Below are 20,741 nucleotides of genomic sequence, written 5' to 3'. Positions count from 1 at the left end.
TGAGCATTTTATCAACTAACTTGCAGTTTCGAGGAAGAACGTGGGCATGTATCGGATTCCAGTCGTTGTTGCAAATTGATCGTCAACGACTGACCAGCAGGCTATGAGCACGAAAAACAGGACTCCATTTCAAGATCTGGTGGGGCTCTCACAGAAGTATGGACTAGCGTTCGTGATGGTTGCCAGTTACTTCGGCTCCGGCTCGGTATTCATTGCCAGCCAGGCTGGTGTCATGCATGGGTACACGCTGCTATGGGCCGTCGTCGGGGCGGCGTTCCTCGGATTTATTGCCCAAGATATGAGCGCTCGGCTGGGAATCCATGGAGAGTCGCTGATGGTGTTCACTCGCAAGAAACTGGGTCGACCACTGGCAACGACAATCGCAATTTTCCTGTCGGTCGGCTGCATTGCCTGGACGCTCGGACTCGTCGCTGCGGTCGGTGCTGGTATCTCGTTCCTGCTCGGGGGTAGTGTGGCGTGGCAGCCCATCGCCGTACTCACGACGTTCGCTGCGATTGGCGTCGGACTGCTACACTACGACACCGTCGAGAACATGATGATCGCGATGATGGTCTCGCTAATGGTCGTCTATGTGGTCGTCGCCCTGCCGAGCGGCGCCGACCCGAGTAGTGTCATGACTGGATTCGTACCGGGCACTGACACACTGGGTGCGCTAGCAATGGCAGCAGGTCTGCTTGGCACGACCGCATTATGGCCGAACTTCTTCCTGGAGTCGATTCTCGTCCATACTAAGGGTTGGACAGATGAGAGCGACCTGCCAGAGGCTCGGGCGGATCTGGCGATCGGCTATGCTGTCGGTGGGATCACAACGATCGTGATCTTGATCGCCGCGGCGGCGCTGCTGCGCCCAATGGGCTTTACGGAACTCGAGTCGTTCATCACGCCGGGCAAAGCGATGGTCGAGGTGCTCGGGGCGTGGGCGATGGTGTTATTCGTTGGCGGTGTGATTGCCGCGGCGTTCAACAGCATTATCCCGATTATGTGGACGCCGGCCTACATTCTCCCGCAGGCTGCGGGCTACACAGTTCAAAAGGGTGATCGGCTGTTCAATGTGTTGTTCGCAGCACTGACTGGGATCGGGGTCTTCTCGCCGGTGGTGAGCTGGTGGCTGGATCTCTCAGTCGTCGATATGGTGATTTTGTTTCCGATGTACAATGGGATCTTCGCACTGCCGGTCGCGGCTACGCTGCTGTTCTGGGCGGTTAATGATCGCGAGACGATGGGTGAGTACTGCAACACCAATGCACTAAACGTGGTCAACGCGTTGCTTGTACTCCTAGCAGTCATCTTGGCGGCCCTGTCGATTCAAGACTTTACTGAGCTTATCACCGGCGGTGGGTTCTAACGGACTACTCACTTGTGCTTCTCGATGCTGCTGGTTCCATCGTCGAACTTTTTGTAGCAAAGAAGCGGTAAAGTACACAGGACTATGTAACGTGAGTTACAGACCTGAACAAGGTTGAGCAGCGAGAGAGTCGATAGGCGAGGAAACGGCTATCATAGGGCTTCTAACTGCGTATTAGTGTGGTGGGTGTCGATTCACGACGCTACCTTACGAATTTTCAGACTCGATGAGCAGTCGGAAGATTCGACGTAAGTCTCGTTGCACACGCGGCCACGACGACCGCTTCATGCAATATGCCGGATTCGTCACACAATAACCGATTATCGTTACGTACGGAGAATACACCTGACAGGCTTTACCCGTCGAGCGAGAACGGACGGTATCTTGCGCGAGTTCGTCTTCACAGTCGAATACGAGAAGGGGGCCGACGAGGTGATGAATCTCTTTATCGAACACGCAGACTTGTATGCCCGGTCGATGGAGATCAATGCGACCAGCGAGACAGTGTGGGGGATCGACAAAGTCGTCGGCCCGACTACCGTTCTCGACGAGTTTGACGACCGGCTAGAACGCGTCGCCAGTGATCCGAATACGACTGGGATGTGTGGTGCGCCTGTGACCGAGTACGAGTACACGATCCTCTCGTCGAATCCGGAGTCACGGAAGATTCACTCGCTTCGCCGGGAAGGCGACGGCCCGCGGTCAATTCCGCTTGTCGCCGCGAACCACGTCGGCGAGGGGCTAATAATGCGATCGGAGCGTCGTGGCGATCAATTTCGATGGCGCTTACTTATCGACGAGCCTGTAGCAGCGATCCACGAGGAAGTCCGTGAGAACCTTCGGGAGGGGCTGTCGCTGACCGTCGAACGGCTCGGAACGCCGCCGTGTTTGCTCGAGGACGGTCGTGTCAAGCAGGCTCTCACGCCTGAACAGAAGTCGGCACTTGAGGCTGCAATCGAACGCGGGTACTATGAGGAGCCACGGCAGCAGTCGGTCACCGAGATTGCAGCCGATGTCAGCGTATCGCGTTCGACGTTCCAGTACCGTCTCAACCGGGCTGAAGCGTGGCTGGCACAGCAGTTCGCTGCCGATTCACTCGATGTCGACCTCGACGTGGATCTCGACCCCGAGGATATTGAGTTCATTCAGTGAGCGCGCCGAACGCCGCATGAGTTGGAATATGTCGAAGTAAATCCCACCCCGATGGCTCTCGTAGATGGTCTCGTATGTCAACGACGACTGGAGCCAGCACTCGACTGATTCGCAACGCAACCATCCTCGTGGACGTGGGTGACACGACGTTCCTCGTCGACCCGATGTTCACGCCGCAGGGAGAGATGCCGACGGTGACGGATAACCCGGCGGTTCCGGAATTCCTCACCACAGCGAATCAAGACCGGAATCCGCTCGTTCCGCTGCCTGACATCGACCTCTCGTACGATGCTGTAGTCGTCACGCATCGCCACCCCGACCACTGGGATGAGGCGGCTAAGGAGGAACTCGACGCCGACGTGCCGCTGTTCTGTCAGCCCGAAGAGACGGACGACTTCGCAGACGAGGGATTCACCGACGTTCGCCCCGTCGACGACGAGACCTCGTTCGAGGATGTGACTATCCACCGGACTCCCGGTCGCCACGGGCACGGAGAGTTAGCCAAGGGAATGGGCCCCGTCTCGGGATTCGTGTTCGACGCCGGCGAGACGGTATACGTCGCGGGCGACACGATCTGGTACGAACCAGTCGAAGAGATCCTCGACCAGTTCGAGCCCGATATGGTCGTTCTCAACGGCGGCGAAGCACAGTTCGAGCAGGGCGAACCCATCACAATGGGCGTCGAAGACATCTCAGCTGTCCGCGAGGCCACCGATGCCACCGTCGTCGTCGTCCACATGGAGGCGATTAACCACTGCTTGCTGTCGCGTGAGGAACTGCGAGCGGAGACGGAGGACGTACACGTTCCTGAAGATGGGGAGCAGATCAGCCTGTAACGCAAGAGGTCTCGTCTAACCAAGGGTACGACTTTAGAACAGCTACCTGAACAAGTTCACTAAGAAGATCAGAGATCGTGATAACCGTGTATATGAGTGCATCTACCGCTTGATTAGTGATCGGGTTTCCTCTGGTCGCTGTTCAGTTAGTTCGCCATAGACGAATCGTTGCATACTCTATAATTTGATTCACTACTGTGTGGCAAGGAGATACGATTCCATCGGGAAGACGACACCCTCATCGTCGGTGTAATCCTCCAGAGCACTCCTGACTTCTTCAACCAGAGTTTCTCGGACTTCCGATTCGACGTTTCCGAGTAGCTCCGATAGCGGTGAGCTAGCCGCCTCTCGGCGAACGAACTCCTCTACCGAGGGATAGCGCATCGAGCCGATTTCGATGGTGAGCGACCGTTTATCGAACCCGGCGTCCCGTACGAGAGTACCGAGGTCATCCCCGTTCCATTCAGGGAACGGCGAGCGCATCATTGCCTCGGCGTCGTCGCCGACGTGGCGCTCTAGCGCTTTGGCGAGTTTGACGTATCCGGGATTATACTCAAGCGGACGCCAGACGCTCACCGCGATGCGCCCGCCCGGACTCAATACGCGGTGCATCTCCTGAAACGCGGTTGCGGGGTCAGTAACGAACTGGAGCGCCTGTTGACAAAGGACGACATCGAAGGTTCCGTCGGAAAACGGAAGATCGGTTGCGTCTCCGTGTCGCCATTCGATCTCCAGTCGGCTCTCCGCAGCGGTCGTCTCGGCGACTTCCAACATCTTCTCATTGATATCCAGACCCACCACGGTTCCCGCACCACCTACTCGGTCGGCAACACGTCGTGCCACGATGCCGGTGCCACAACCCACGTCCAGAACCCTGTCATCGCTCTCCAAGTTGACTTCGTCGATAAGTCGTTCAGCCCACGGCGCGAACATAGGAGGAACGAGATACCGCTCGTAGGCTTCAGGGGCACTCTGTTCAAGTTGCCATCCAGCCGTTTCGCGTTCTCGTTTAGCCATGCTGTGACCACGTGTCAACTACCTCGGCACTGGGTATGAAATAGCTAGTGTGAAGACAGTGATTTTCACACGTTGAGTACCGTAGACGAGCTGATTTCAGCAGATAGCATGGTGGATCTCATTAGTTCCATAGCCGTCTCGGGCACTGAATTTAAAAATGGCCTTGCGGCGACTCTTCAGCTGATGGGAGTCGCGTGCTGCATACAGAGGATAAACTCAGCACAGATCACTCTCTATCCGGAGTTGAATATATGAATCAGCCGTCACGTACGACTGCATATTGAAGGGACGCTGGAAATAATAGAGTGACCAATCGCAGGTCGTTAGTTCTCTGCTCGGATGAATGAGAGTACTTCTCCCGTGAAGCGGTCTGTCGCGGTGAGCATCGCCTCGTGTGCGTGCTCATCGAAGGTACCGATCTGGCTGTTCGGGAGCGCGTCGTAAATCGGGCCCGTCGCATCTTTCAAGAACGGAGGGCTCTCGCCGCCGGACAACAGCAACGTCGGCGTCGTCATGTCGGCGAACCGGGCTGCATTGAACTCGTACTCGCCGACCGCTGCTAAGCTGCGGGGCCAGACATGCGCCGCGTCCACGAGATCCTGCCAGTCCGGGGCCGAGCGTTGCGCGTCGATTTCCTTCGGCGTGGATTGAGCGATCTCTTGCAGGAACAGAACGAGCACCTGCTCGTTTTCACCGTCGTCCAGCAGCTGTTCCATTTCCGCAAGCACCTCATCGGAGTAGAGTTCCCGGTCGTCGAACGTAATGGGTGGCTCGTACAGAATGAGCTTATGTAGGTTATCGGTTCGCAGGGCCGCTTCAAGTGATAAGAGTGCTCCCGATGAGTGCCCAAGGAGAGTTACAGGTTCGTCAATTGCCTCAACGACCGTAGCCACGTCCTCGAACTCCCGTTCCAGATCATACTCGTTGGCGTCACCGGAAGCATCCGCTTCCGGTTGGCCGGTCGAGCTTCGCTCGGTGACGTCGCCGCTCTCACCAACACCACGACAATCAATCGCATAGACCGTGCAGTGGTCCGCGAAGGTGGCACGGACGTCGGATAACTCCCAGAACCTGTGGTCACAGACACCTCCATGAACGAGCACGAGCGGTGGTCCGCTCCCCGTCCGTTCGAAGGCAATCTCAGTCCCGTCTGCGGACGTGACTGTTTCCATCTCCTCACCCGTGTCTGGTGGCGTTGCTTCTGCCATGGGAGGCTCACCCGCATTCCTCTACGAGACGAAATCACATAGAGTCATCTTGTGAAAAATCTTCACGGTCTGAGCAGGAGGCACGATCCGTCTCGAGTCGAGCAGTCGGTAAACGAGGTGCGCCGTGCATTCAGCACTACCGCGGCAATAACACAGTTTTCTCGCGCGACCCGTTCGCCGTCGTCGATTAGCTTACCGGAGAGGTTTCCGGCTTTTCGAATCACGGTGTGATCGGTACTCACGACGTGCTTCGTCTCCAGTGTCTCGAATTCGTTTATCCCTCCTCGAGAGCGACTTCGAGGTCCGCCACATCCTCGGAGCGAATTCCCGTGATCTCCTTTCACGACCATTCTCCTGCAAGTCGCTTGACGATCTTACTGAAGCTTTTACCCTCTTTTTTCGGGCTTTCAGCCGCTCGTAGGCTTCCTCGCCGAGTGAAATGCCAAATAGAGACATCACATCGCCATTGGTTATTGAAAGAATTAACGATGCTGGCCCGAATATACAACAAATCGTGGCGCTCTTTGCCGTTAAGGAGTACTACCGATATAGACAGGTCTACTCAGCGACCCGTTATCTCGCGACGGAATTTCTAGAGACAGAAATGTTCCAGTACACACAATGTCATCGATACTGCTCGTTCTGAGTATTGCGCTCGTCGCTGCCCTGTTCATGTCGTTCACGGTCGGGGCCAACAGCAACTCCGCTCCCGTCGCACCCGCTGTGGGGGCGAACGCACTGTCTGTCCTCCGGGCGGCACTCCTCGTTGGTGTGGTCGCCGGACTCGGGGCAATATTTCAGGGAGGGAGTATTTCAGAAACGATCGGAAAGGACCTCGTTACCGGCGTCGCTATCACCCCGCTCGCAGCGGCGACGGCTCTGCTCACCGCCGCGACGCTCATCACGATCGGAAACTCGTGGGGGTATCCGATTCCGTCAGCATTCACGGTCACGGGAGCGATGGTCGGTGCCGGCATCGCTCTCGGCGGCGGGTTTGCAGTCCACGAGTACGTCGTGATTCTCGGGTTCTGGTTCGCGATTCCGATCGTCGAGGGTGTCCTCGCGTACGGTCTCGCACGCGGCCTTCGTAGTGAGGCCGTTCCCGAAACCGTCGGGATACCAGTACTCGGTGGCGCTGTCGGGTACGCGCTGGCCAACATCCAGTTGACGGTCATCCCGAGTCCGACCGACGGACAAGGCTCGGTCGCTCGCTTCGTCGCCAGCCGGTATCACCTCCTGCCCACCGAGTTCATCGGTTCGTACACCGCCGGGACGGCACTCGTGAGTACTGCTGTCGGACTTTTCGCGCTCGTAGCCACGCGATTACTTCTTCGGCGCGACGAGGATACGGGCATCAATCAGTTTCTGATCGTTCTCGGACTTATCGTCGTCTTCACCAGTGGCGGCACGCAGGTCGGCTTAGCGACCGGTCCGTTAGAAACGATCTTCGAGTCGGACCTTCAGCTCAGTTCGATCTACTTGCTGGGACTCGGCGGGATGGGGATTCTCGCCGGGGCGTGGATTCGAGCGCCGCGACTCATTCAAGCGGTCTCGAACGAGTACGCCTCGCTCGGTCCCCGACGGTCGATTGCCGCCCTCATTCCGGCCTTCCTGATCGCACAACTCGCAATCGTACTCGGAATTCCGATTTCGTTTAACAAAGTGATGATTGCGAGTATCGTCGGAAGCGGTCTCGCAGCGAGCTCCTCGGGTGGCGGCGGCGTCTCGATGCGCAAAGCGGGGTACACTATCGGATCATGGATCGGCTCGATGCTCGGAGCCGGACTCGTCAGTTTTGCGCTCTATTACGTCCTGCGTGCTATCCTCGGTCTCGGGTGAGCTACCAGACGACTTGGTCGATAATCTCCTCTTCAGCGGCGATCCTATCCATCTCTTCCCACGTCTCGAAGTCCGTCGTCTCCGCGACGTACGAATCGAGTCGGTCCCGGTCGACGTCTCGAATACGCTCTGGTCGCCGCAGTGACCACGGGCTCCGCTCGCAAAACTCGTCAAAGGAGTCGAACCGCGTGTGGTCACGCATGAACGGGTCCGAAAAGACTGCGTCGGAGCTAACTCGCGTCCCTGCCTGAACGTCCCCAATACGGTCGATCGCCGTCTTGAGTGGTTTCGCGAGTGCCATACAGGCACCTACTGCTTGAGTCGTATAAGGCCTGTGCAGGCCTATCAAAAGCTCGAGCAACGCGAGAATCGGTACTCGAGAGACTGTTTTCAGATACCGTCTCGGATACAGCGATACAGCAACGGTTCCGATCGCGAGGAGCGGTCGGACCCGTCAGTCGTTGCTCGGACTCGCCCCCGTCGTCCCGCTCCACGAGCCGCTCGAGAAGTAGACCTCGCCGTTCAGGTGGCCGACGAGCGTCGCGACGGTCGGATCGCTGGCGACGTTAGTCATCGTTCGTAGCCGATCGAGCAGCGGATCGATGCCCGCAATGAAGCCGACGCCCTCGACGGGGAGCCCAATCTGGGTCGGGGCGACCACCTCGATCGGACTACACTTCGCCGGAGGGGAGTTTTTCGTGCGGGCGCTCGGTCGTCGGCTCGTCGTCGTCGGACTCGAGAACGGCCGTCGTGTTTTCGAAGCTCGGAGCCTGATCGAGCGTTTCGTAGTTGTTGTACCTGGTGGCCGTGTACTCCTCGTACAGCCCGTCTTCGAACGCCTCTCGCAACTCGAGGCAGTGATCGCGGATCGTGTGTCCGGGCTCGAAGCCCAGTACCGATCGGATCCTGTCGAACTCGACGCGGTAGCTCCGCTCGTCGGTCAGTTCGTCGTGGTATTCGATCGACGCGTCGGGGAAACAGTCCTCGACGATGGTCGCGAGTTCGTCGATCCGATAGTTCTGCTCGTTCGAGCCGACGTTGAAGACGGCGTCGCCGACGTCCTCGATCGGCGCCGTGAGGCACTCGACGTACGCGCGAGCGGCGTCGGCGACGTGGACTTTCGGCCGATACTGGTCGCCGCCGAAGACGGGGACGACACCTTCCGAGTAGGCTTTCACAGGGAGGATGTTTCCGACGAGATCGAACCGCATCCGCGGCGACCGGCCGTAGACCGTCGCCATCCGGAGGATCGTCGGGGCGAAGTGTTCGTCGGCGAGCTCGCGGAGCACGCGTTCGGACTGGATCTTTAGCCGAGCGTACAACGAGACGGGGTTTCGCGCGTCGTCCTCGGCGAGCCGTTCGGTATCGCCGTCGGACCGACCGTAGACGCTACACGTCGAAGCGAAGAGGAACCGCGTGATGCCGTGGTACTTGCACAGCGACGCCAGGAGCTGCGTCGAGTGGAGGTTGTACTCGAGGGTCTTCTCGGGATCGATTTCGGAGGCCGGATCGCCGACGATCCCGCCGAGGTGAACGACCGCGTCGACGCCGTCGATCGCCTCGAGGACCGCGTCGACCGATCGCGCATCGTCCCGATACAGGGTGAACCGATCGTCATCGGTCAGCGCGGCGATCCCGGCGTCGCCGTACAGCAGCGGATCGAGGACGCGAACGTCGAACCCCTCGTCGAGGAGTTGGCGGCAGAGGACGGAGCCGAGGTATCCCGCGCCGCCGACGACGAGTACTCGGTCGACGCCGGCGGCTGTCGGTTCGGCGTCGGCCGCGGGTCGGTCAAGGCGCTCGGCGACCGTGACGTCGATAACGGTCCCCTCCTCGTCGACGACGGGAGTGACAACCGTCTCGTCAGCCGCGTTTTTGCGGGCCTCGGAATCGGTGTCGACCGTTCGCTGCCAGCCGCTCGCGTCGACGACGGTCGGCTCCTCGTCGACGGCAGTCGCAACCGGTGCGTCGGGCGCAGCGCCGTCGCGGAGGGCTTGTCTGAGTTGATCGACCGTCGCCGTTCCGACGAGCCGGTCTTCGTCGTCGACAACAACGATACCTCTGTAATCGGAGCGATCGATCCGCGCGATCGCCATCCGGATAGACGTCCCTGCATCGGCTGTAACTGGCCATCTCATAGGTGACTTTGACCCCAACTGCCGCAGCATCCGCGGTCTCGCACCGACGTCAGTGCGGCCTACTCATCCAAATCGGATTGTTCCCCTTTGTTATGGATCGGTTTTCTAGACAGGTAGTCGGTTCTCGAGCGAGTGCAACACCCGATCAGTGAACCCGCCTTACGACGGTCGTCGACTCAAAATAGTGACCGAAGCGGTCAGTTTGCCGGGCTGGATCGATCCACCGTCTCGACTTCCCAGCCGCGTTCGACGCCGGCTTCGACGGCCGACGTGATACGGTCGATCTGATCCGCGGAGAGTTCCGGGTGCATCGGTAATGAGAGAACGCGTCCTGCGACTTCCTCCGTGACGGGGAGCGAACCCGGTTGGTAGCCGTACTCGTCGCGGTAGCTCCGCGTCAGATGAGCGGCCGGTTCCCAGTAGATTTTCGACGAGATACCCCGGGAAGATAACGTGTCGATAACGACGGCTCGATCGACGCTTTCGTCGAAGGAAACGGTATAGAGCTGGTAGACGTGCCGGCCGCGACCGCCCGCCGTGTGGGGTTCGACGCCGTCGACGTCTGCGAGTCCCTCGGAGAGGCGCGTCGCGACGCGCCGTCGGTTCGCGATGTGGTCTTCGACCTTCTCGAGTTGGGAACAGCCGATGCTCGCGACGAGATCCGACATTCGGACGTTCGTTCCTAAGCTGACGTACTCACCGCTGTCGCTCGAGTCGAAGTAGTTCTCCGAGGCCCGACCGTGCGATCGAAACCGGTCGAGTCGGCGGGCGACGTCGTCGTCGTCGGTGACGACGGCTCCGCCCTCGCCGGTCGGCAGGATCTTGTTCTGACAGAAACTCAGCGCGGCGGAGTCGCCGATTGTCCCCAGCGTGCGGCCGCGGTAATCGGATCCGAACGCCTCGGCGGCGTCTTCGATCAGCGCCACGTCTGCGTCGGCGGCGATATCCTCGAGCAGGCCGATCTCGCAGGGGGCGCCGTACGGATGAACGGGAACGATCGCGGCCGTATTGTCGGTTATCAGCGTCGCGGCGTGCTCCGGATCGATCCCGTACGTCTCCCGCTCGATGTCGGCGAATACCGGTCGTGCGCCGACGAGTCGGACGGCGTTCGCCGTCGCGATGAACGTAAACGAGGGGACGATCACCTCGTCGCCCTCGCCGATCCCGTGTGCCGTCAGCGCGGCGACCAGCGCCGTCGTCCCGGAGTTGACCGTTATCGCGTGCTCGATGCCGAGGTACTCCTCGAGTCCGCGCTCGAATTCTTCGATGTACGGCCCGTTCGCCCAGTAGGAGCCCCGCGTGAGCGAATCGACGGCGTTGGTCACGTCGGTTTCGTCCCACGGAATTTCGAATAACGGAATCTCGTCGCTCATTACGTAATCGATTCACGGAAGAGCCGATAAGTAGCCGTCCGCTACCGCGGCGAAGGGACTCGTTTCGAGAGTAGTGAGAGTCAACGGAAGTGATCGACTGCGGACGCCGACCCGCGTCGCCGGTGACGACCGTCGATCGCGTCCGGCCCTGAGTGTTACAGTTCGGAAGCCGGAACGACGACGACGGGCAATGATGACTCCTCGAGAAGGGCGCGAGCAGTCGTTCCGACGCCCGAGGAGGCGTCGCCGGTCACCTCGCGCGGCGTGATCAGGAGTTCGTCGACCTCGGCGGTCGCAGCCTCCTCAAGCAGGGCCGCAGACGGATCGTCATCGTCCTCGCGAAGCGCCGTCCGGACCTCACCGACGGTTGCCAGTCTGACGGGGGCAACGTTCAGCGCCTCATGTGCGTCCCGACGGGCCGTCGCGTCGTCGGTCGGTGCGACGGCGACGACCGTGACGGTGTCGTCGGCCGTCGCCCGCTCGTCGAGGTAGTCACAGATCGCTGCCGTCGTGTGGACGGACGTCGTTCCGACGAGATAGTGCATATCGGATCTCTCGAGCGGCGGCCCAAAGAATCTGTGGAACCGCCGTCAGAGCCGTCAGCGACCGCGTTGCCAGCGGTCTCCGTCGACAAGTCGCCGACTAGCGAGGATTTTCCGACCCAGAAAATACGCTCGTATCACTATTAGGGGACAGCCGGAAGGAGTGACCGGGGCGGAGAACCCGATCCCGGCGGCACTCCCACCGTCGAATCCGATCATTCCATCCCCATCGTCTAGCCCCACCCTGAACGTCAGGCCGGCCTTCCCCATCCGGGCTGGCCTGGCTCATCCGTCCCCTCTCCCCGCAGTTCGCTTCGGCCCCACAAAAGATCGCGCACCAACCGATTTCGGTCGCTTCGAACCCTTAATGCTGCCCGTACAGCGAGTACATGATTGCGACCAGTCCGACGAGTCTGCTGACGTTTTCGAAAAAGACCGTGACGACCTGATCCGCCTGTAACGCGGTCGTCACCGTCACGTTGATCAGAAACGGACAGAGGGTGAGAAAGAGCAGGCCGACGGCGAGATAGAACATCGACGACGCGTCGTTGCGACGGTAGCCGCGGTAGGCCTGGTACGCGATGAGTGTCCCGATCAACGCGACGAGGAAGAGACTCGCGACGGTCAACAGTTCAAACAGGGGTGCTTGATCGATTCGAACGACGTCCTGGCTCATCGCATCCCCTCCCACATGCGGGTGAACTTGTCGGCGACGTCATCTTCGTCTTGGTGAGTGACCTCGAGTTCGAACTCGCCGTCGCCGAGGGAGAGTTCCAACGACTCGAGGTTCGCGCTGTAGACGCTGTAGTGATTGCCGTCGGGGGCGAGCTCGGTCTCTTCGGAGACGAGTTGACACTCTTCGAGACGATCAAGCCGTCGGTAGATCGTGGGCAGGGACGCATCACATCGTTCGCTCAGGGTACTAGCAGACATGGGTTCGACGCTCGTATGGGTGAGGATGTCACGTGCGTACTCGTCGTCGAGCACGGCGAGCACCGTCGATAAATCGGTATCCTCACTCACTGCTACCTGTTCGTTTCCCTATTAGTATCAAAAGAGGTCCGATTTTTCTGACCGAGAAAATGCGCTTTCGAATTCATCATCGGAACGGGGAGGGAGATCCACGGAGATATCGACGCTGCCTCGAGCGTCGTGGTTGCAAGAACAATTCATATATCGAAATGTGGTTTATCTTGTCGGACGAAGCGAAACGGTTGACGACGAGTTCACCTCACTGCGTTTCGAGCCAGTGAAACAGTCGCTCGAGCAGCCGGGCCTCCGCGTCGGTCGAGAACCGATGTCCCTCCGCTGCGAACGTCTCGAGGAGGACGTCCGTCTCCAGGGCGGCCGCGGCGTCGACGCTGTCGCCGACGTCGACGGAGTCGTCCTCGCGCCCGTGGAAGATCGCAACCGGGACCGATAGCGACGCCGCGACGTCGTCGAACTCGTAGGCCTCGAAGTCGTCGAAGAACCGCTCGTCGATTCGGTCGCCGGTTTCGAACTCGTAGACGCCCTCGCAGTTCGCGTCTCGCTTCGCTCTCGCGGTTTCACCGCTCGCTTCATCGGGACCCTCGCGTTGCTCGGATCCCGCCGCTTGCCTACTCGAGGACTCGCGCTCGACGATCGCCCGATACTCGTCGAACGCGCGGTTGTACGTCACGGGCGCTCGCGTCGCGACGGCCGCGACCCGCTTGTCGTCGACGGCCGCGTGGAACGCGACCTTGCCGCCGAAACTCGAGCCGAAGAGGACGACCGACGGCGGCGCGACGTATTCGAGGACGGCGCGCAGATCCGCGAGTTTGTCGCTCAGCGTCTGTTCGACGAACCGTCCGTCGGAGTCCCCGCAGCCGCGGAAGTCGAATCGGACGGCATTGTACCCGTTCTCGACCGCCCGTTGACACCGACGCTCGTAGCTCCCGCTCTTGTCGCTCAGAAAGCCGTGACAGAAGACGATCCAGTCGTCGCCGGAGGCCTCGTGGTGGACGGCGGCGATCGTCTCCCCGTCGGCGACGGCGATCCGATATTCCGTTTCGGTCATGGATCGATTACGGACGGTCGCGACCGTATGTGTTGCCGTTCCGCAGCGACCGTGGTTCTCGGACGGGAGCGTCGTCGGCCCATCATTTACTTCCGATCGGTGCAATCTATCGACTATGACCCGCACGACCTACCGCTGTACCTGCGGCGCCCTCCTCGAGTTCAAGCAGGACCTCGAAAAGGAGCCGGGGATCGCGACGCCCAGCTGGAAGTGTACGGACTGCGGGACGCCCGTGCCGGGACAGATCGCCGAGAAGGTCAGACACCAGCATCCGTCCTGACCCGGACGGCCGAACCGGTCGCGTCGGCGGACTCGAGACGACGACGGGTACGGTATCGCAAGCACCGCCGATATACTGCCGTCCCGAATATCACCCGGAGACGACGATGGATTGTTCCCGCAGACGGACGCTCGAACTGGGTCTCGGCGCGGTCGGATCGATGGCGCTACTGGCCGGCTGTAGCGACAGCGGGCCGGGCGACGAAAACGAGACCGACACCGAGAGCAACGAGAGCGACGGCGACGGTAACGGTAACGCAAGCGACGACGAACAGGCCGAACACCCCAACGAGGTCGGCGACGACATGGAGGAGGAAGGCGATCCAACGGGCTACGCTCCGGACGCCAACGAGAGCGAGGAGAACGACAGCGGCGACGAAAACGCGACCGCGGGTCCGGAGCAGGACAACTGAGACGTCTCGGAGGTCACGTTACGCCCGTTCAACACCGAGGTCGGAGTCGGACGTCGATTCGGACTCGAGCCGACGCCGACGCCGCTGTACGTGTCGCCACTGCGTATAGCTGTAGTACAGCAGCGCGACCACCGCGAGCGCGCCGAGCGCGACCGTCGACCCCAGCAGGACGACCAGCGGTTCGACGCCCGACTCGAGGGCGCTCCGGGAGAGTCGGTCGGGGACCTGTCGCTGAACGCCCGAGGGGCCGAGAACAATTATGTAGCAGAGCAGCGAGACGGTGCTAACAGTCCAGAGCGCGAGCGACGCGGCGGAGACGAGCCAACTGCGTCTGATTTCGGCGGCGGTCATCGGTCCCTCCTGACCGTCGAATCGGAGACCTCGTCGGACGGACACGGGTTCGTCCGGGACTCAAACGACTCGGGAGCGACCGCGGATACAGCAGTCCTCACAGTGATGCTACTCGAGGGATACGAGTCGACTCGCTTAGGTCCGGACCTGAATCTGATCGCCAATTATCCCACGGGGTTCGTTACTACCCGGTCAGAAAATGCAATTCGGAGACGGTCAAATCGCCTACTCGTCGTCGAACACCGCCGTATTGTCTTCGGCTTGCTCGCTCGCTTCGATATGCGAGTACATCTCCGAGGTCGTTTTCGGGTCGGCGTGGCGAAGCGTCCGTTGGGCCTCGACGGCCCCACGCTCCCGATAGAGCGTTTCGCCGACGCCGCGGCGAGCGCCGTGTAGCGTGAGATATTCGTCCTCGTCGAGTTCTGGTACGTCGGCTTCGTCCGACAACCGCTTCAATAACGTCCGCGCGCCGGAGGTGCTCATCGACGGCGGTTCGATCCCGTTCTCGAGGATGTATTCCCACGGGTCACCGTCCGGAGACTCGCGCCCTGCGCCTTCGATACGATCGTACAGCGATGGTGGATGCCGGGAGGGAAAGACGGGCCATTCGCCGGACGGCGGGTCGAGGAGCCGCTCGAGTCGTCGGAGCGGTGCTACCGCCTGCTCGGGGAGCGGGGTCGGCTCACGTTTCTGGTTCTTTCCGAGCACCGTGATGACGCCGTTCTCGAGATCGACGCTGTGCCACCGCAAGCCGTTACGTCGGTTATCGCGGGAGTCGGCCAGTACCTCGGCTCCGCGGACGCCCGAATAGGCGAGCACGGCGATCAGCGCTCGATCGCGGACTTCCTCGAACGCGTCGGTCGCGTCCTCGTCGATCGCGTCGCGAGCGCGTTCGTCGACGTAATCCATGATCGCCCGACGCTGCTCGGGCGACCAGAACTGCTGTTCGGCGCTGTTGGTTGTTCCTGACGGAAGCGGCTTCTTCGCCTCCCGCTTCTCCGCGGGGTTCTCCGCGAGATCCCCGACCTCGACGGATCGGGTCAGCAGCGCCGAGACGTAGTTGTAGTACGTCCGCGCCGACGTATCGCTGATCCCGTCGTCGGCATGTGCCCGCTGCTTGAGGTGCGACGCGTAGTTTCGCATCGTGAGCGCGGACACGTCCTCGAGGGTCCGAACGCGCTCGGGCGTCCAGTCGATCCAGTTCTCGAGGACGTACTCGAGGTTCGATGCGTAGTTGCCGTCGCGTTCGGCGACAAACTCGTCCTTAGCCTTCTCGAGGGATTTGCCCGCGGCGGAAGGCTCGGAATTGCTGTTTCTCATCGACTCGTCTTCCCCGAGGGCGTCGACCCTCGTAAATCCACAGTACATTATTGGTCTAATGTACTGTGGATACCGATATCGTTCCGATCGTAGGTACGCGCGCTGAGCGCCCTGATTTCGGGACATCAGTGATTTCGGGCAGGAGTGTAAATTACATAATGATATATCAAATCGGGCGCGTTCGACGAGGAACCCAGACGTGAGCAGGCCCGCCTATCGATACACGCATCCAGATATCTGTGATAAAACCGAAGAAAGAAAGTCGACGAACGCGTACGGAACGGCGATGAACGACGAGCGAATCCGACTCTACGGCTGGATGACGATAACGCTCGTCGTCCTCGGAGTGACGGCGCTACTGAGCGCGCTCGTCTCCGGATTCCTCGTCACCGTCATCGGAGTGGTCGTCTACGGATTTGCGTTTCAGCCGTCGGAACTCCCGCGCGTGTCGGCGCTGCTTCCGATCGCTTGCATCGCGGCCGTCGGCGTGTTGGCCGTCCTCGTCTGGAGCGAACGGTCGGCACCCGACCACGCGGTCCGCTCGATCGGTGCGAGTCCCGCCGCGGAGACCGACCACTCGGAACTGATCGATACCGTTCGTCGCGTCGCCCAGCAGGTTGGAGTCCCGATGCCGGAAGTGTACGTCGCTCCGGCTTCGGAGCCGTTCTCGCTGACGACGGGATTTCGGCTGCGGACCGCACGGCTCGTCGTGAGCGAGGGAGCGCTCTCGCTCCTCGAGCGAGCCGAACTCGAGGCCGTCGTCGCCCACGAGATCGCACACGTCGCGAATCGGGACGCGGCGGTGATGACCGCCGTCTCGTTGCCTATCAGCGCCGCAGGGCGCGTATTCCGTCTCTTCTCGGGTTCTAACACCGGCGTCGAACACGGGCAGCCGAGTCGTGCTGGACCGATGGATCTCCTCGTCGTGGTCGGACTGATCCAGGCGCTTCCGGTCTGGATCGTCGCCATTTGCTGTTGGGCGGCGTTGGCCCGATCGCGGGAGTTCGCCGCCGACAGCGGTGCGGTCGCGATCACCGGCGATCTGGCCGCCCTCGCGACTGCCCTCGAGAAGATCGATACGACGCTTTCCGAGAAGCCGTCGACCGACCTCAGGAACGCGGAGCTGTCGGCGCTCGCGATCGTCGAAGCGCCCCGAGAGCGAGCGGACATCGGTGGCGTTCCGCTTCCGGTACCGATGCGTCGGTTTCGTCGACTGGTCGCGACCCACCCGAGTACGGAGCGGCGACTCGAGCGACTTCGACGAACGGCGGCAAGCGGGGCTCCCCGATACGACGTCGCGAACGAGGACTGACCCGTAGCCACAGTCCGACGAATACGGAAGCGACCGATGGCTCTACTGAGCGAGCGGAATCGAGCGATCGGTCTCGAATCGCTACTCGTTCGATCGCTCTCGCCCGGTTACCGTCACGTTCCCTGTTACCGTCCGGACCTCGAGTCGGTGCGTTCCCTGTCCGACGACGGCTTCGATCAGCGAATCGCCGGCCATCTCCGGCAGCGCCGCCACGTCGGAGACGGTGATCTCGCCCGAGTCGGTCGTGATGTCGAGCGTCAGATCAAGTTCGTCGGGGAGACGCAGTTCGACGTCGCCGGACGACGTCTCGATCGTCGCGTCCCGCTCGATATCCGGCAGCGTCGCCGTGACGTCGCCGGAGTCGGTCTCGAGGCGCTCGATCGACGCCGGATCGACGAGATCAATCGCTCCGGCCTCGGTCGTCGCCGAGACGGTTCCGTCGACGGCTTCGGCGCGGACGGCTCCGGTTTCCGTGACCGCGGTGAGATCGCCGCGGACGTCGCTGACGTCGATTTCGCCCGTCCTCGTATCGACGCTCTGAACCGCGAGGCGCTCGGGGACGGCGACGGAGAGGTCGAGGACCGGAACGGGTCGAAAGCCAAAGAGCGTCCGCGACTCGTCCCGCTTGACCGTCAACTCGAGGCAGTCGCCGTTGGTGGTCGTCTCGAGCCCGATCGTCTCGAGGTCGTCCGGGCTGACGGCGGCCTTCCGGCCGTCGACGATGACTTCGTCTCGGGACGTCGGGCGAACGGTAACGTCGCCGATCGCCGTCGAGACGGCCACCGCGGAGAGATCGGCCGCGGAACGCCGTTCGGTGACCGATTCCTCGACCTCGCGGCCATCCGCGAGACAACCGGCCACCCCTGCGACGGTCCCGACAGCGATCCCGGCCAGGATCGACCGTCGCGACGTCGTGGGAGTCATAGTTCGACGTACTTCATCGCCCGATATAATCCCGACAGTCACCGGCGGAGAGCATTCGGTCGAGACGATAGTCGGCCGCTCTGATCCGTCGTCGGATCCAGTTGATCCCGATTCGTTCCCGTAGCCGATCATAGCTCTTCCCGATTGCCCAATGAGCGACGTTGACACGGACACCGTCACGGTTTCGTATAAATAAGAAATATAAGAGTTATTATTTGTATTTCAGGTCCGCTATCGTACGGATGTCCGATACCAACGGCGACGAGAGACGAACCGGCCACCCAGACACCTCGGGTTCCGCGCTCCGACGACGGTCGTTTATCGCCGCCGCGGGGGCGACGGCGACCGGCATGGTCGGCGCCGCGAGTGCCGACCGCGGCCGCGGACCCGACCGCGATCGATCCACCGGTGCCGACAATCGAGGGCGCAACCGATCATGCGAACGCGAGTTCGCCGATCGAGCCGACGAGCCGGAGCTGATCGCCCACCGCGGGTTCGCCGGCCTCTACCCCGAAAACACCGTCGGCGCCGTCGAGGCGGCAGCCCGCGGCATCCAGTCGCCGTATGCGCCGTCCCGCGGCGCGGACATGATCGAAATCGACGTCGTGCCGACCGCCGACGGCGACGTTGTCGTCTTCCACGACGACCGGCTCGCCGAGCGTGACGACGGCGAGCGCGGACTGACCGACACCGAGGGCGTCGTCTGGAAGACTGATACCGAGACCGTCACGAGCGCCGAAGTCCTCGAGAGCGGCGAGACCGTCCCTCGACTGCGCGAGACCCTCGCGACGATTCCGTCCCACGTCGGCGTCAACGTCGAACTGAAGAACCCGGGCTCGTTCGACGTTCGATTCGCCGAGTCGCTCTCGAGCGAGGAGCTCGCGACGCAGAAAGAGATCTGGCAGCCGTTCGTCGCCGACGTGCTCGCGATCGTCGACAACTTCGACCACGAGTACCTCTTCTCGTCGTTCTACGAGGCCGCGCTGGCGACAACTCGCGAGGCGTCGGAGTACCCGGTCGCGCCGCTGCTCTGGGACTCCGTCGAAGCCGGCGTCGAGGTCGCCCGCCGGTACGAGGCCGAGGCGGTCCATCCACCGTACGACATGATTCGCGGGACGCCGTTCTACGCCGACCAACACTACGCGGCGGACGCCGGCTGGGACGAGATCGACCTCCTCGCGGTCGCCCACAAGGAAGGGCGGGACGTGAACGTCTTCACCCTCGAGACCTGGTACCAGGCCGGTCAGTTGGCGGCGGCCGGCGTCGACGGGCTGATCAGCGACTACGCCGACGTGCGTCGCTTCGGCGCGACCAACTGACGGCGACGGAAATCGGTCGACTCCGTGCGACCGAAACACAGATTTAGGACGCTGGCGCAGTATCGTACGAGTAGATGATCAGCGGCGGCGATCTCACGAGGCGGGTGCTGGGGGTGATCGAGTCGTGACCGACTCCGATTCCGACGCCGACGTCACCGTCGTCGACGCGGTCGACGCCTACCTCCAGCGGAAGGCGGTCGGCGACCCGGACGGCCCGGGCGCCGGCACCTACGCCTCGAACGCCGAATCGATCCTGCGCCGCTGGGCCGACTGGCTCGAGGGCGAACACGGCGTTCGCTCGCTGTTCGCCCTCGAGGTCGAGCACATGCGATCGTACGCGGACGAGTTGCGGGCTCGAGCCGACCGCGGCGAGTATGCCGCCTCCACGGCCGGGACCTACTACGCGGTCGTTCGGGCCTTTCTCTCGTGGTGCGTCCGCGGCGGGATCTTGGAGACGAACCCGGCCGCGACCGACGCGGCCGAATCCGCCCTGCCGACCGCCGAGGAGCGACCCGACAGCGAGTTCTGGACGGCCGACCAGCGCCGCCGCCTCGAGACCCACGTCCGCGAGCGAGCTCTCGAGGCCGCGGCGGACGGGGTCGACCGTGACGAGCGCCGGAATCGGCTCCGGGAGTACGCGATGGTCGCCGTCCTCGCCCACTCGGGCGTCCGGGGCTCCGAGCTGTTTCGGGTCCCGGACGACGAGCGGCGCACCGGCGCCACCTGGAACGACGTCGACTTCTACACCGGAACGATCCGCGTGCTGGGCAAGTCCCAACGGTTAGAGGACGTGCCGCTGCCGGCGCCGGCCCGGACGCCGCTGCGCCGATACCGGGTCGTCCTCGATCCGCCCTCGAACGATTGGCCGCTGTTTCCGACCCGTCACGCGCCCTCGATCGCTCGGCGGGTCAGGGAAGTGCTAGCCGAGCGCGGCCACGACGAAGACCGTATCGAATCGCTGCTCGACGAGCGAACGGCGACGCAACTCGCCCGCGAGCGGGCGATCGCCCCGCCGGCGATCACGACTGAGGGCGCCCGGTCGGTGCTCAAACGCCTCTGCGAGGCGGCCGACGTCGACGTCGACGGCGACTACCTGACCCCACGGGGCGTCCGCGGGACCGGCACCGGCGATAGCGAGGACGCCGGCTACCGGCGCGAGGCGACCGACGCGAAACCGGCGCTTCGCGCGTCGGTGCTCGAACAGGCGATCGCCGTTCCGGAAGAACAGCCGGTCGTGATCGACGTCGATCCGATCGACTCGAGCGAAGGAGACGAGCGGTCGGAAAATAATTGACTCGGCTGTACCGACTTTTC

The 20,741-nt window shown here is 61.9% G+C and carries 22 protein-coding genes; 9 read left to right on the top strand and 13 right to left on the bottom strand.

Annotation, left to right across the window (positions count from 1 at the left end; translation table 11 throughout):
- Positions 1–103 precede the first annotated feature (103 nt).
- The 3 genes from EH209_RS22920 (at position 104) to EH209_RS22910 (ending at position 3,354) form a co-directional block, all read left to right on the top strand.
- Entirely contained in the window at positions 104–1,366 is a 1,263-nt protein-coding gene (locus tag EH209_RS22920) for an Nramp family divalent metal transporter (RefSeq protein WP_126665117.1), read from the top strand.
- Positions 1,367–1,750: 384 nt separating this feature from the next.
- A complete protein-coding gene (locus tag EH209_RS22915; RefSeq protein ID WP_126665116.1) occupies positions 1,751–2,518 on the top strand; it encodes a helix-turn-helix domain-containing protein in 768 nt (255 codons plus the stop codon).
- Between the two features lie 74 nt (positions 2,519–2,592).
- Positions 2,593–3,354 carry an MBL fold metallo-hydrolase gene (locus EH209_RS22910; RefSeq protein ID WP_126665115.1) on the top strand — a complete coding sequence of 254 codons (762 nt, stop codon included), beginning with the start codon at positions 2,593–2,595 and terminating at the stop codon, positions 3,352–3,354.
- A 192-nt stretch (positions 3,355–3,546) separates the two neighbouring features.
- Here EH209_RS22910 and EH209_RS22905 read toward each other — a convergent pair whose 3' ends face one another.
- On the bottom strand, positions 3,547–4,371 hold the full coding sequence (locus tag EH209_RS22905; RefSeq protein WP_126665114.1) for a class I SAM-dependent methyltransferase: 825 nt from the start codon (positions 4,369–4,371) through the stop codon (positions 3,547–3,549).
- Between the two features lie 323 nt (positions 4,372–4,694).
- The gene (locus tag EH209_RS22900; protein WP_126665113.1) at positions 4,695–5,579 is read right to left on the bottom strand and encodes an alpha/beta fold hydrolase; all 885 of its coding nucleotides are present in this window, start codon (positions 5,577–5,579) and stop codon (positions 4,695–4,697) included.
- A 621-nt stretch (positions 5,580–6,200) separates the two neighbouring features.
- On the opposite strand from EH209_RS22900, the gene EH209_RS22890 reads away from it, so the two are divergent.
- Positions 6,201–7,418, top strand: coding sequence for an inorganic phosphate transporter (locus EH209_RS22890; protein ID WP_126665112.1), 1,218 nt, complete (start codon positions 6,201–6,203; stop codon positions 7,416–7,418).
- 1 nt (position 7,419) lies between these two features.
- On the opposite strand, the gene EH209_RS22885 is transcribed toward EH209_RS22890, so the two are convergent.
- The 8 genes from EH209_RS22885 to EH209_RS22850 form a co-directional block, all read right to left on the bottom strand.
- On the bottom strand, positions 7,420–7,719 hold the full coding sequence (locus EH209_RS22885) for a hypothetical protein (RefSeq protein WP_126665111.1): 300 nt from the start codon (positions 7,717–7,719) through the stop codon (positions 7,420–7,422).
- Positions 7,720–7,872: 153 nt separating this feature from the next.
- Entirely contained in the window at positions 7,873–8,079 is a 207-nt protein-coding gene (locus EH209_RS24875; RefSeq protein ID WP_394343715.1) for a cation:dicarboxylate symporter family transporter, read from the bottom strand.
- A gap of 10 nt (positions 8,080–8,089) precedes the next feature.
- Positions 8,090–9,556 (bottom strand): NAD-dependent epimerase/dehydratase family protein, encoded by a 1,467-nt coding sequence (locus EH209_RS22875; RefSeq protein WP_126665109.1) that lies wholly within the window; start codon positions 9,554–9,556, stop codon positions 8,090–8,092.
- 197 nt (positions 9,557–9,753) lie between these two features.
- Positions 9,754–10,929, bottom strand: coding sequence for a DegT/DnrJ/EryC1/StrS family aminotransferase (locus EH209_RS22870; RefSeq protein ID WP_126665108.1), 1,176 nt, complete (start codon positions 10,927–10,929; stop codon positions 9,754–9,756).
- 155 nt (positions 10,930–11,084) lie between these two features.
- The gene (locus EH209_RS22865) at positions 11,085–11,474 is read right to left on the bottom strand and encodes a universal stress protein UspA (protein WP_126665107.1); all 390 of its coding nucleotides are present in this window, start codon (positions 11,472–11,474) and stop codon (positions 11,085–11,087) included.
- A gap of 361 nt (positions 11,475–11,835) precedes the next feature.
- On the bottom strand, positions 11,836–12,147 hold the full coding sequence (locus EH209_RS22860) for a DUF7521 family protein (protein WP_126665106.1): 312 nt from the start codon (positions 12,145–12,147) through the stop codon (positions 11,836–11,838).
- Positions 12,144–12,494, bottom strand: a complete 351-nt coding sequence (locus EH209_RS22855; protein WP_126665105.1) for an ArsR/SmtB family transcription factor — start codon at positions 12,492–12,494, stop codon at positions 12,144–12,146. The genes EH209_RS22860 and EH209_RS22855 overlap by 4 nt, the downstream gene beginning before the upstream one ends.
- 208 nt (positions 12,495–12,702) lie before the next feature.
- Entirely contained in the window at positions 12,703–13,509 is an 807-nt protein-coding gene (locus tag EH209_RS22850; protein WP_126665104.1) for an alpha/beta hydrolase family protein, read from the bottom strand.
- Positions 13,510–13,624: 115 nt separating this feature from the next.
- On the opposite strand from EH209_RS22850, the gene EH209_RS24315 reads away from it, so the two are divergent.
- Positions 13,625–13,789 (top strand): hypothetical protein, encoded by a 165-nt coding sequence (locus tag EH209_RS24315; protein ID WP_008895522.1) that lies wholly within the window; start codon positions 13,625–13,627, stop codon positions 13,787–13,789.
- A 106-nt stretch (positions 13,790–13,895) separates the two neighbouring features.
- Positions 13,896–14,201, top strand: coding sequence for a hypothetical protein (locus EH209_RS22845; protein ID WP_126665103.1), 306 nt, complete (start codon positions 13,896–13,898; stop codon positions 14,199–14,201).
- Between the two features lie 18 nt (positions 14,202–14,219).
- On the opposite strand, the gene EH209_RS22840 is transcribed toward EH209_RS22845, so the two are convergent.
- Positions 14,220–14,552, bottom strand: a complete 333-nt coding sequence (locus EH209_RS22840) for a hypothetical protein (RefSeq protein ID WP_126665102.1) — start codon at positions 14,550–14,552, stop codon at positions 14,220–14,222.
- A 225-nt stretch (positions 14,553–14,777) separates the two neighbouring features.
- On the bottom strand, positions 14,778–15,872 hold the full coding sequence (locus EH209_RS22835; RefSeq protein ID WP_126665101.1) for a tyrosine-type recombinase/integrase: 1,095 nt from the start codon (positions 15,870–15,872) through the stop codon (positions 14,778–14,780).
- 286 nt (positions 15,873–16,158) lie between these two features.
- Between EH209_RS22835 and EH209_RS22830 the strand changes: the two genes are divergently transcribed.
- Positions 16,159–17,184, top strand: coding sequence for a M48 family metallopeptidase (locus tag EH209_RS22830; protein WP_126665100.1), 1,026 nt, complete (start codon positions 16,159–16,161; stop codon positions 17,182–17,184).
- Positions 17,185–17,265: 81 nt separating this feature from the next.
- Here the strand turns inward: EH209_RS22830 and EH209_RS22825 are convergent, their stop codons facing one another.
- Positions 17,266–18,108 carry a DUF4097 family beta strand repeat-containing protein gene (locus EH209_RS22825; RefSeq protein WP_126665099.1) on the bottom strand — a complete coding sequence of 281 codons (843 nt, stop codon included), beginning with the start codon at positions 18,106–18,108 and terminating at the stop codon, positions 17,266–17,268.
- A 242-nt stretch (positions 18,109–18,350) separates the two neighbouring features.
- On the opposite strand from EH209_RS22825, the gene EH209_RS22820 reads away from it, so the two are divergent.
- Together EH209_RS22820 and EH209_RS22815 are read left to right on the top strand one after the other, a co-directional pair.
- Complete coding sequence (locus tag EH209_RS22820) at positions 18,351–19,427, top strand: glycerophosphodiester phosphodiesterase (protein ID WP_126665098.1); 1,077 nt, start codon at positions 18,351–18,353, stop codon at positions 19,425–19,427.
- Between the two features lie 124 nt (positions 19,428–19,551).
- The gene (locus tag EH209_RS22815; protein ID WP_126665097.1) at positions 19,552–20,721 is read left to right on the top strand and encodes a tyrosine-type recombinase/integrase; all 1,170 of its coding nucleotides are present in this window, start codon (positions 19,552–19,554) and stop codon (positions 20,719–20,721) included.
- Positions 20,722–20,741 lie beyond the last annotated feature (20 nt).

The organism is Haloterrigena salifodinae (assembly GCF_003977755.1).
In the GTDB taxonomy this organism is placed as follows: domain Archaea; phylum Halobacteriota; class Halobacteria; order Halobacteriales; family Natrialbaceae; genus Haloterrigena; species Haloterrigena salifodinae.
The sequence above is the reverse complement of the archived record's forward strand: the minus strand, read 5'-3'. Positions and strand labels throughout refer to the sequence as shown.

Bases quoted from the DNA above. Each gene is read 5' to 3' on its own strand.
- EH209_RS22920 (WP_126665117.1), top strand. From the start codon at position 104: ATGAGCACGAAAAACAGGACTCCATTTCAAGATCTGGTGGGGCTCTCA.
- EH209_RS22910 (WP_126665115.1), top strand. From the start codon at position 2,593: ATGTCAACGACGACTGGAGCCAGCACTCGACTGATTCGCAACGCAACC.
- EH209_RS22905 (WP_126665114.1), bottom strand. From the start codon at position 4,371: ATGGCTAAACGAGAACGCGAAACGGCTGGATGGCAACTTGAACAGAGT.
- EH209_RS22900 (WP_126665113.1), bottom strand. From the start codon at position 5,579: ATGGCAGAAGCAACGCCACCAGACACGGGTGAGGAGATGGAAACAGTC.
- EH209_RS22890 (WP_126665112.1), top strand. From the start codon at position 6,201: ATGTCATCGATACTGCTCGTTCTGAGTATTGCGCTCGTCGCTGCCCTG.
- EH209_RS22885 (WP_126665111.1), bottom strand. From the start codon at position 7,719: ATGGCACTCGCGAAACCACTCAAGACGGCGATCGACCGTATTGGGGAC.
- EH209_RS22875 (WP_126665109.1), bottom strand. From the start codon at position 9,556: ATGAGATGGCCAGTTACAGCCGATGCAGGGACGTCTATCCGGATGGCG.
- EH209_RS22870 (WP_126665108.1), bottom strand. From the start codon at position 10,929: ATGAGCGACGAGATTCCGTTATTCGAAATTCCGTGGGACGAAACCGAC.
- EH209_RS22865 (WP_126665107.1), bottom strand. From the start codon at position 11,474: ATGCACTATCTCGTCGGAACGACGTCCGTCCACACGACGGCAGCGATC.
- EH209_RS22860 (WP_126665106.1), bottom strand. From the start codon at position 12,147: ATGAGCCAGGACGTCGTTCGAATCGATCAAGCACCCCTGTTTGAACTG.
- EH209_RS22850 (WP_126665104.1), bottom strand. From the start codon at position 13,509: ATGACCGAAACGGAATATCGGATCGCCGTCGCCGACGGGGAGACGATC.
- EH209_RS24315 (WP_008895522.1), top strand. From the start codon at position 13,625: ATGACCCGCACGACCTACCGCTGTACCTGCGGCGCCCTCCTCGAGTTC.
- EH209_RS22845 (WP_126665103.1), top strand. From the start codon at position 13,896: ATGGATTGTTCCCGCAGACGGACGCTCGAACTGGGTCTCGGCGCGGTC.
- EH209_RS22840 (WP_126665102.1), bottom strand. From the start codon at position 14,552: ATGACCGCCGCCGAAATCAGACGCAGTTGGCTCGTCTCCGCCGCGTCG.
- EH209_RS22835 (WP_126665101.1), bottom strand. From the start codon at position 15,872: ATGAGAAACAGCAATTCCGAGCCTTCCGCCGCGGGCAAATCCCTCGAG.
- EH209_RS22830 (WP_126665100.1), top strand. From the start codon at position 16,159: ATGAACGACGAGCGAATCCGACTCTACGGCTGGATGACGATAACGCTC.
- EH209_RS22825 (WP_126665099.1), bottom strand. From the start codon at position 18,108: ATGACTCCCACGACGTCGCGACGGTCGATCCTGGCCGGGATCGCTGTC.
- EH209_RS22820 (WP_126665098.1), top strand. From the start codon at position 18,351: ATGTCCGATACCAACGGCGACGAGAGACGAACCGGCCACCCAGACACC.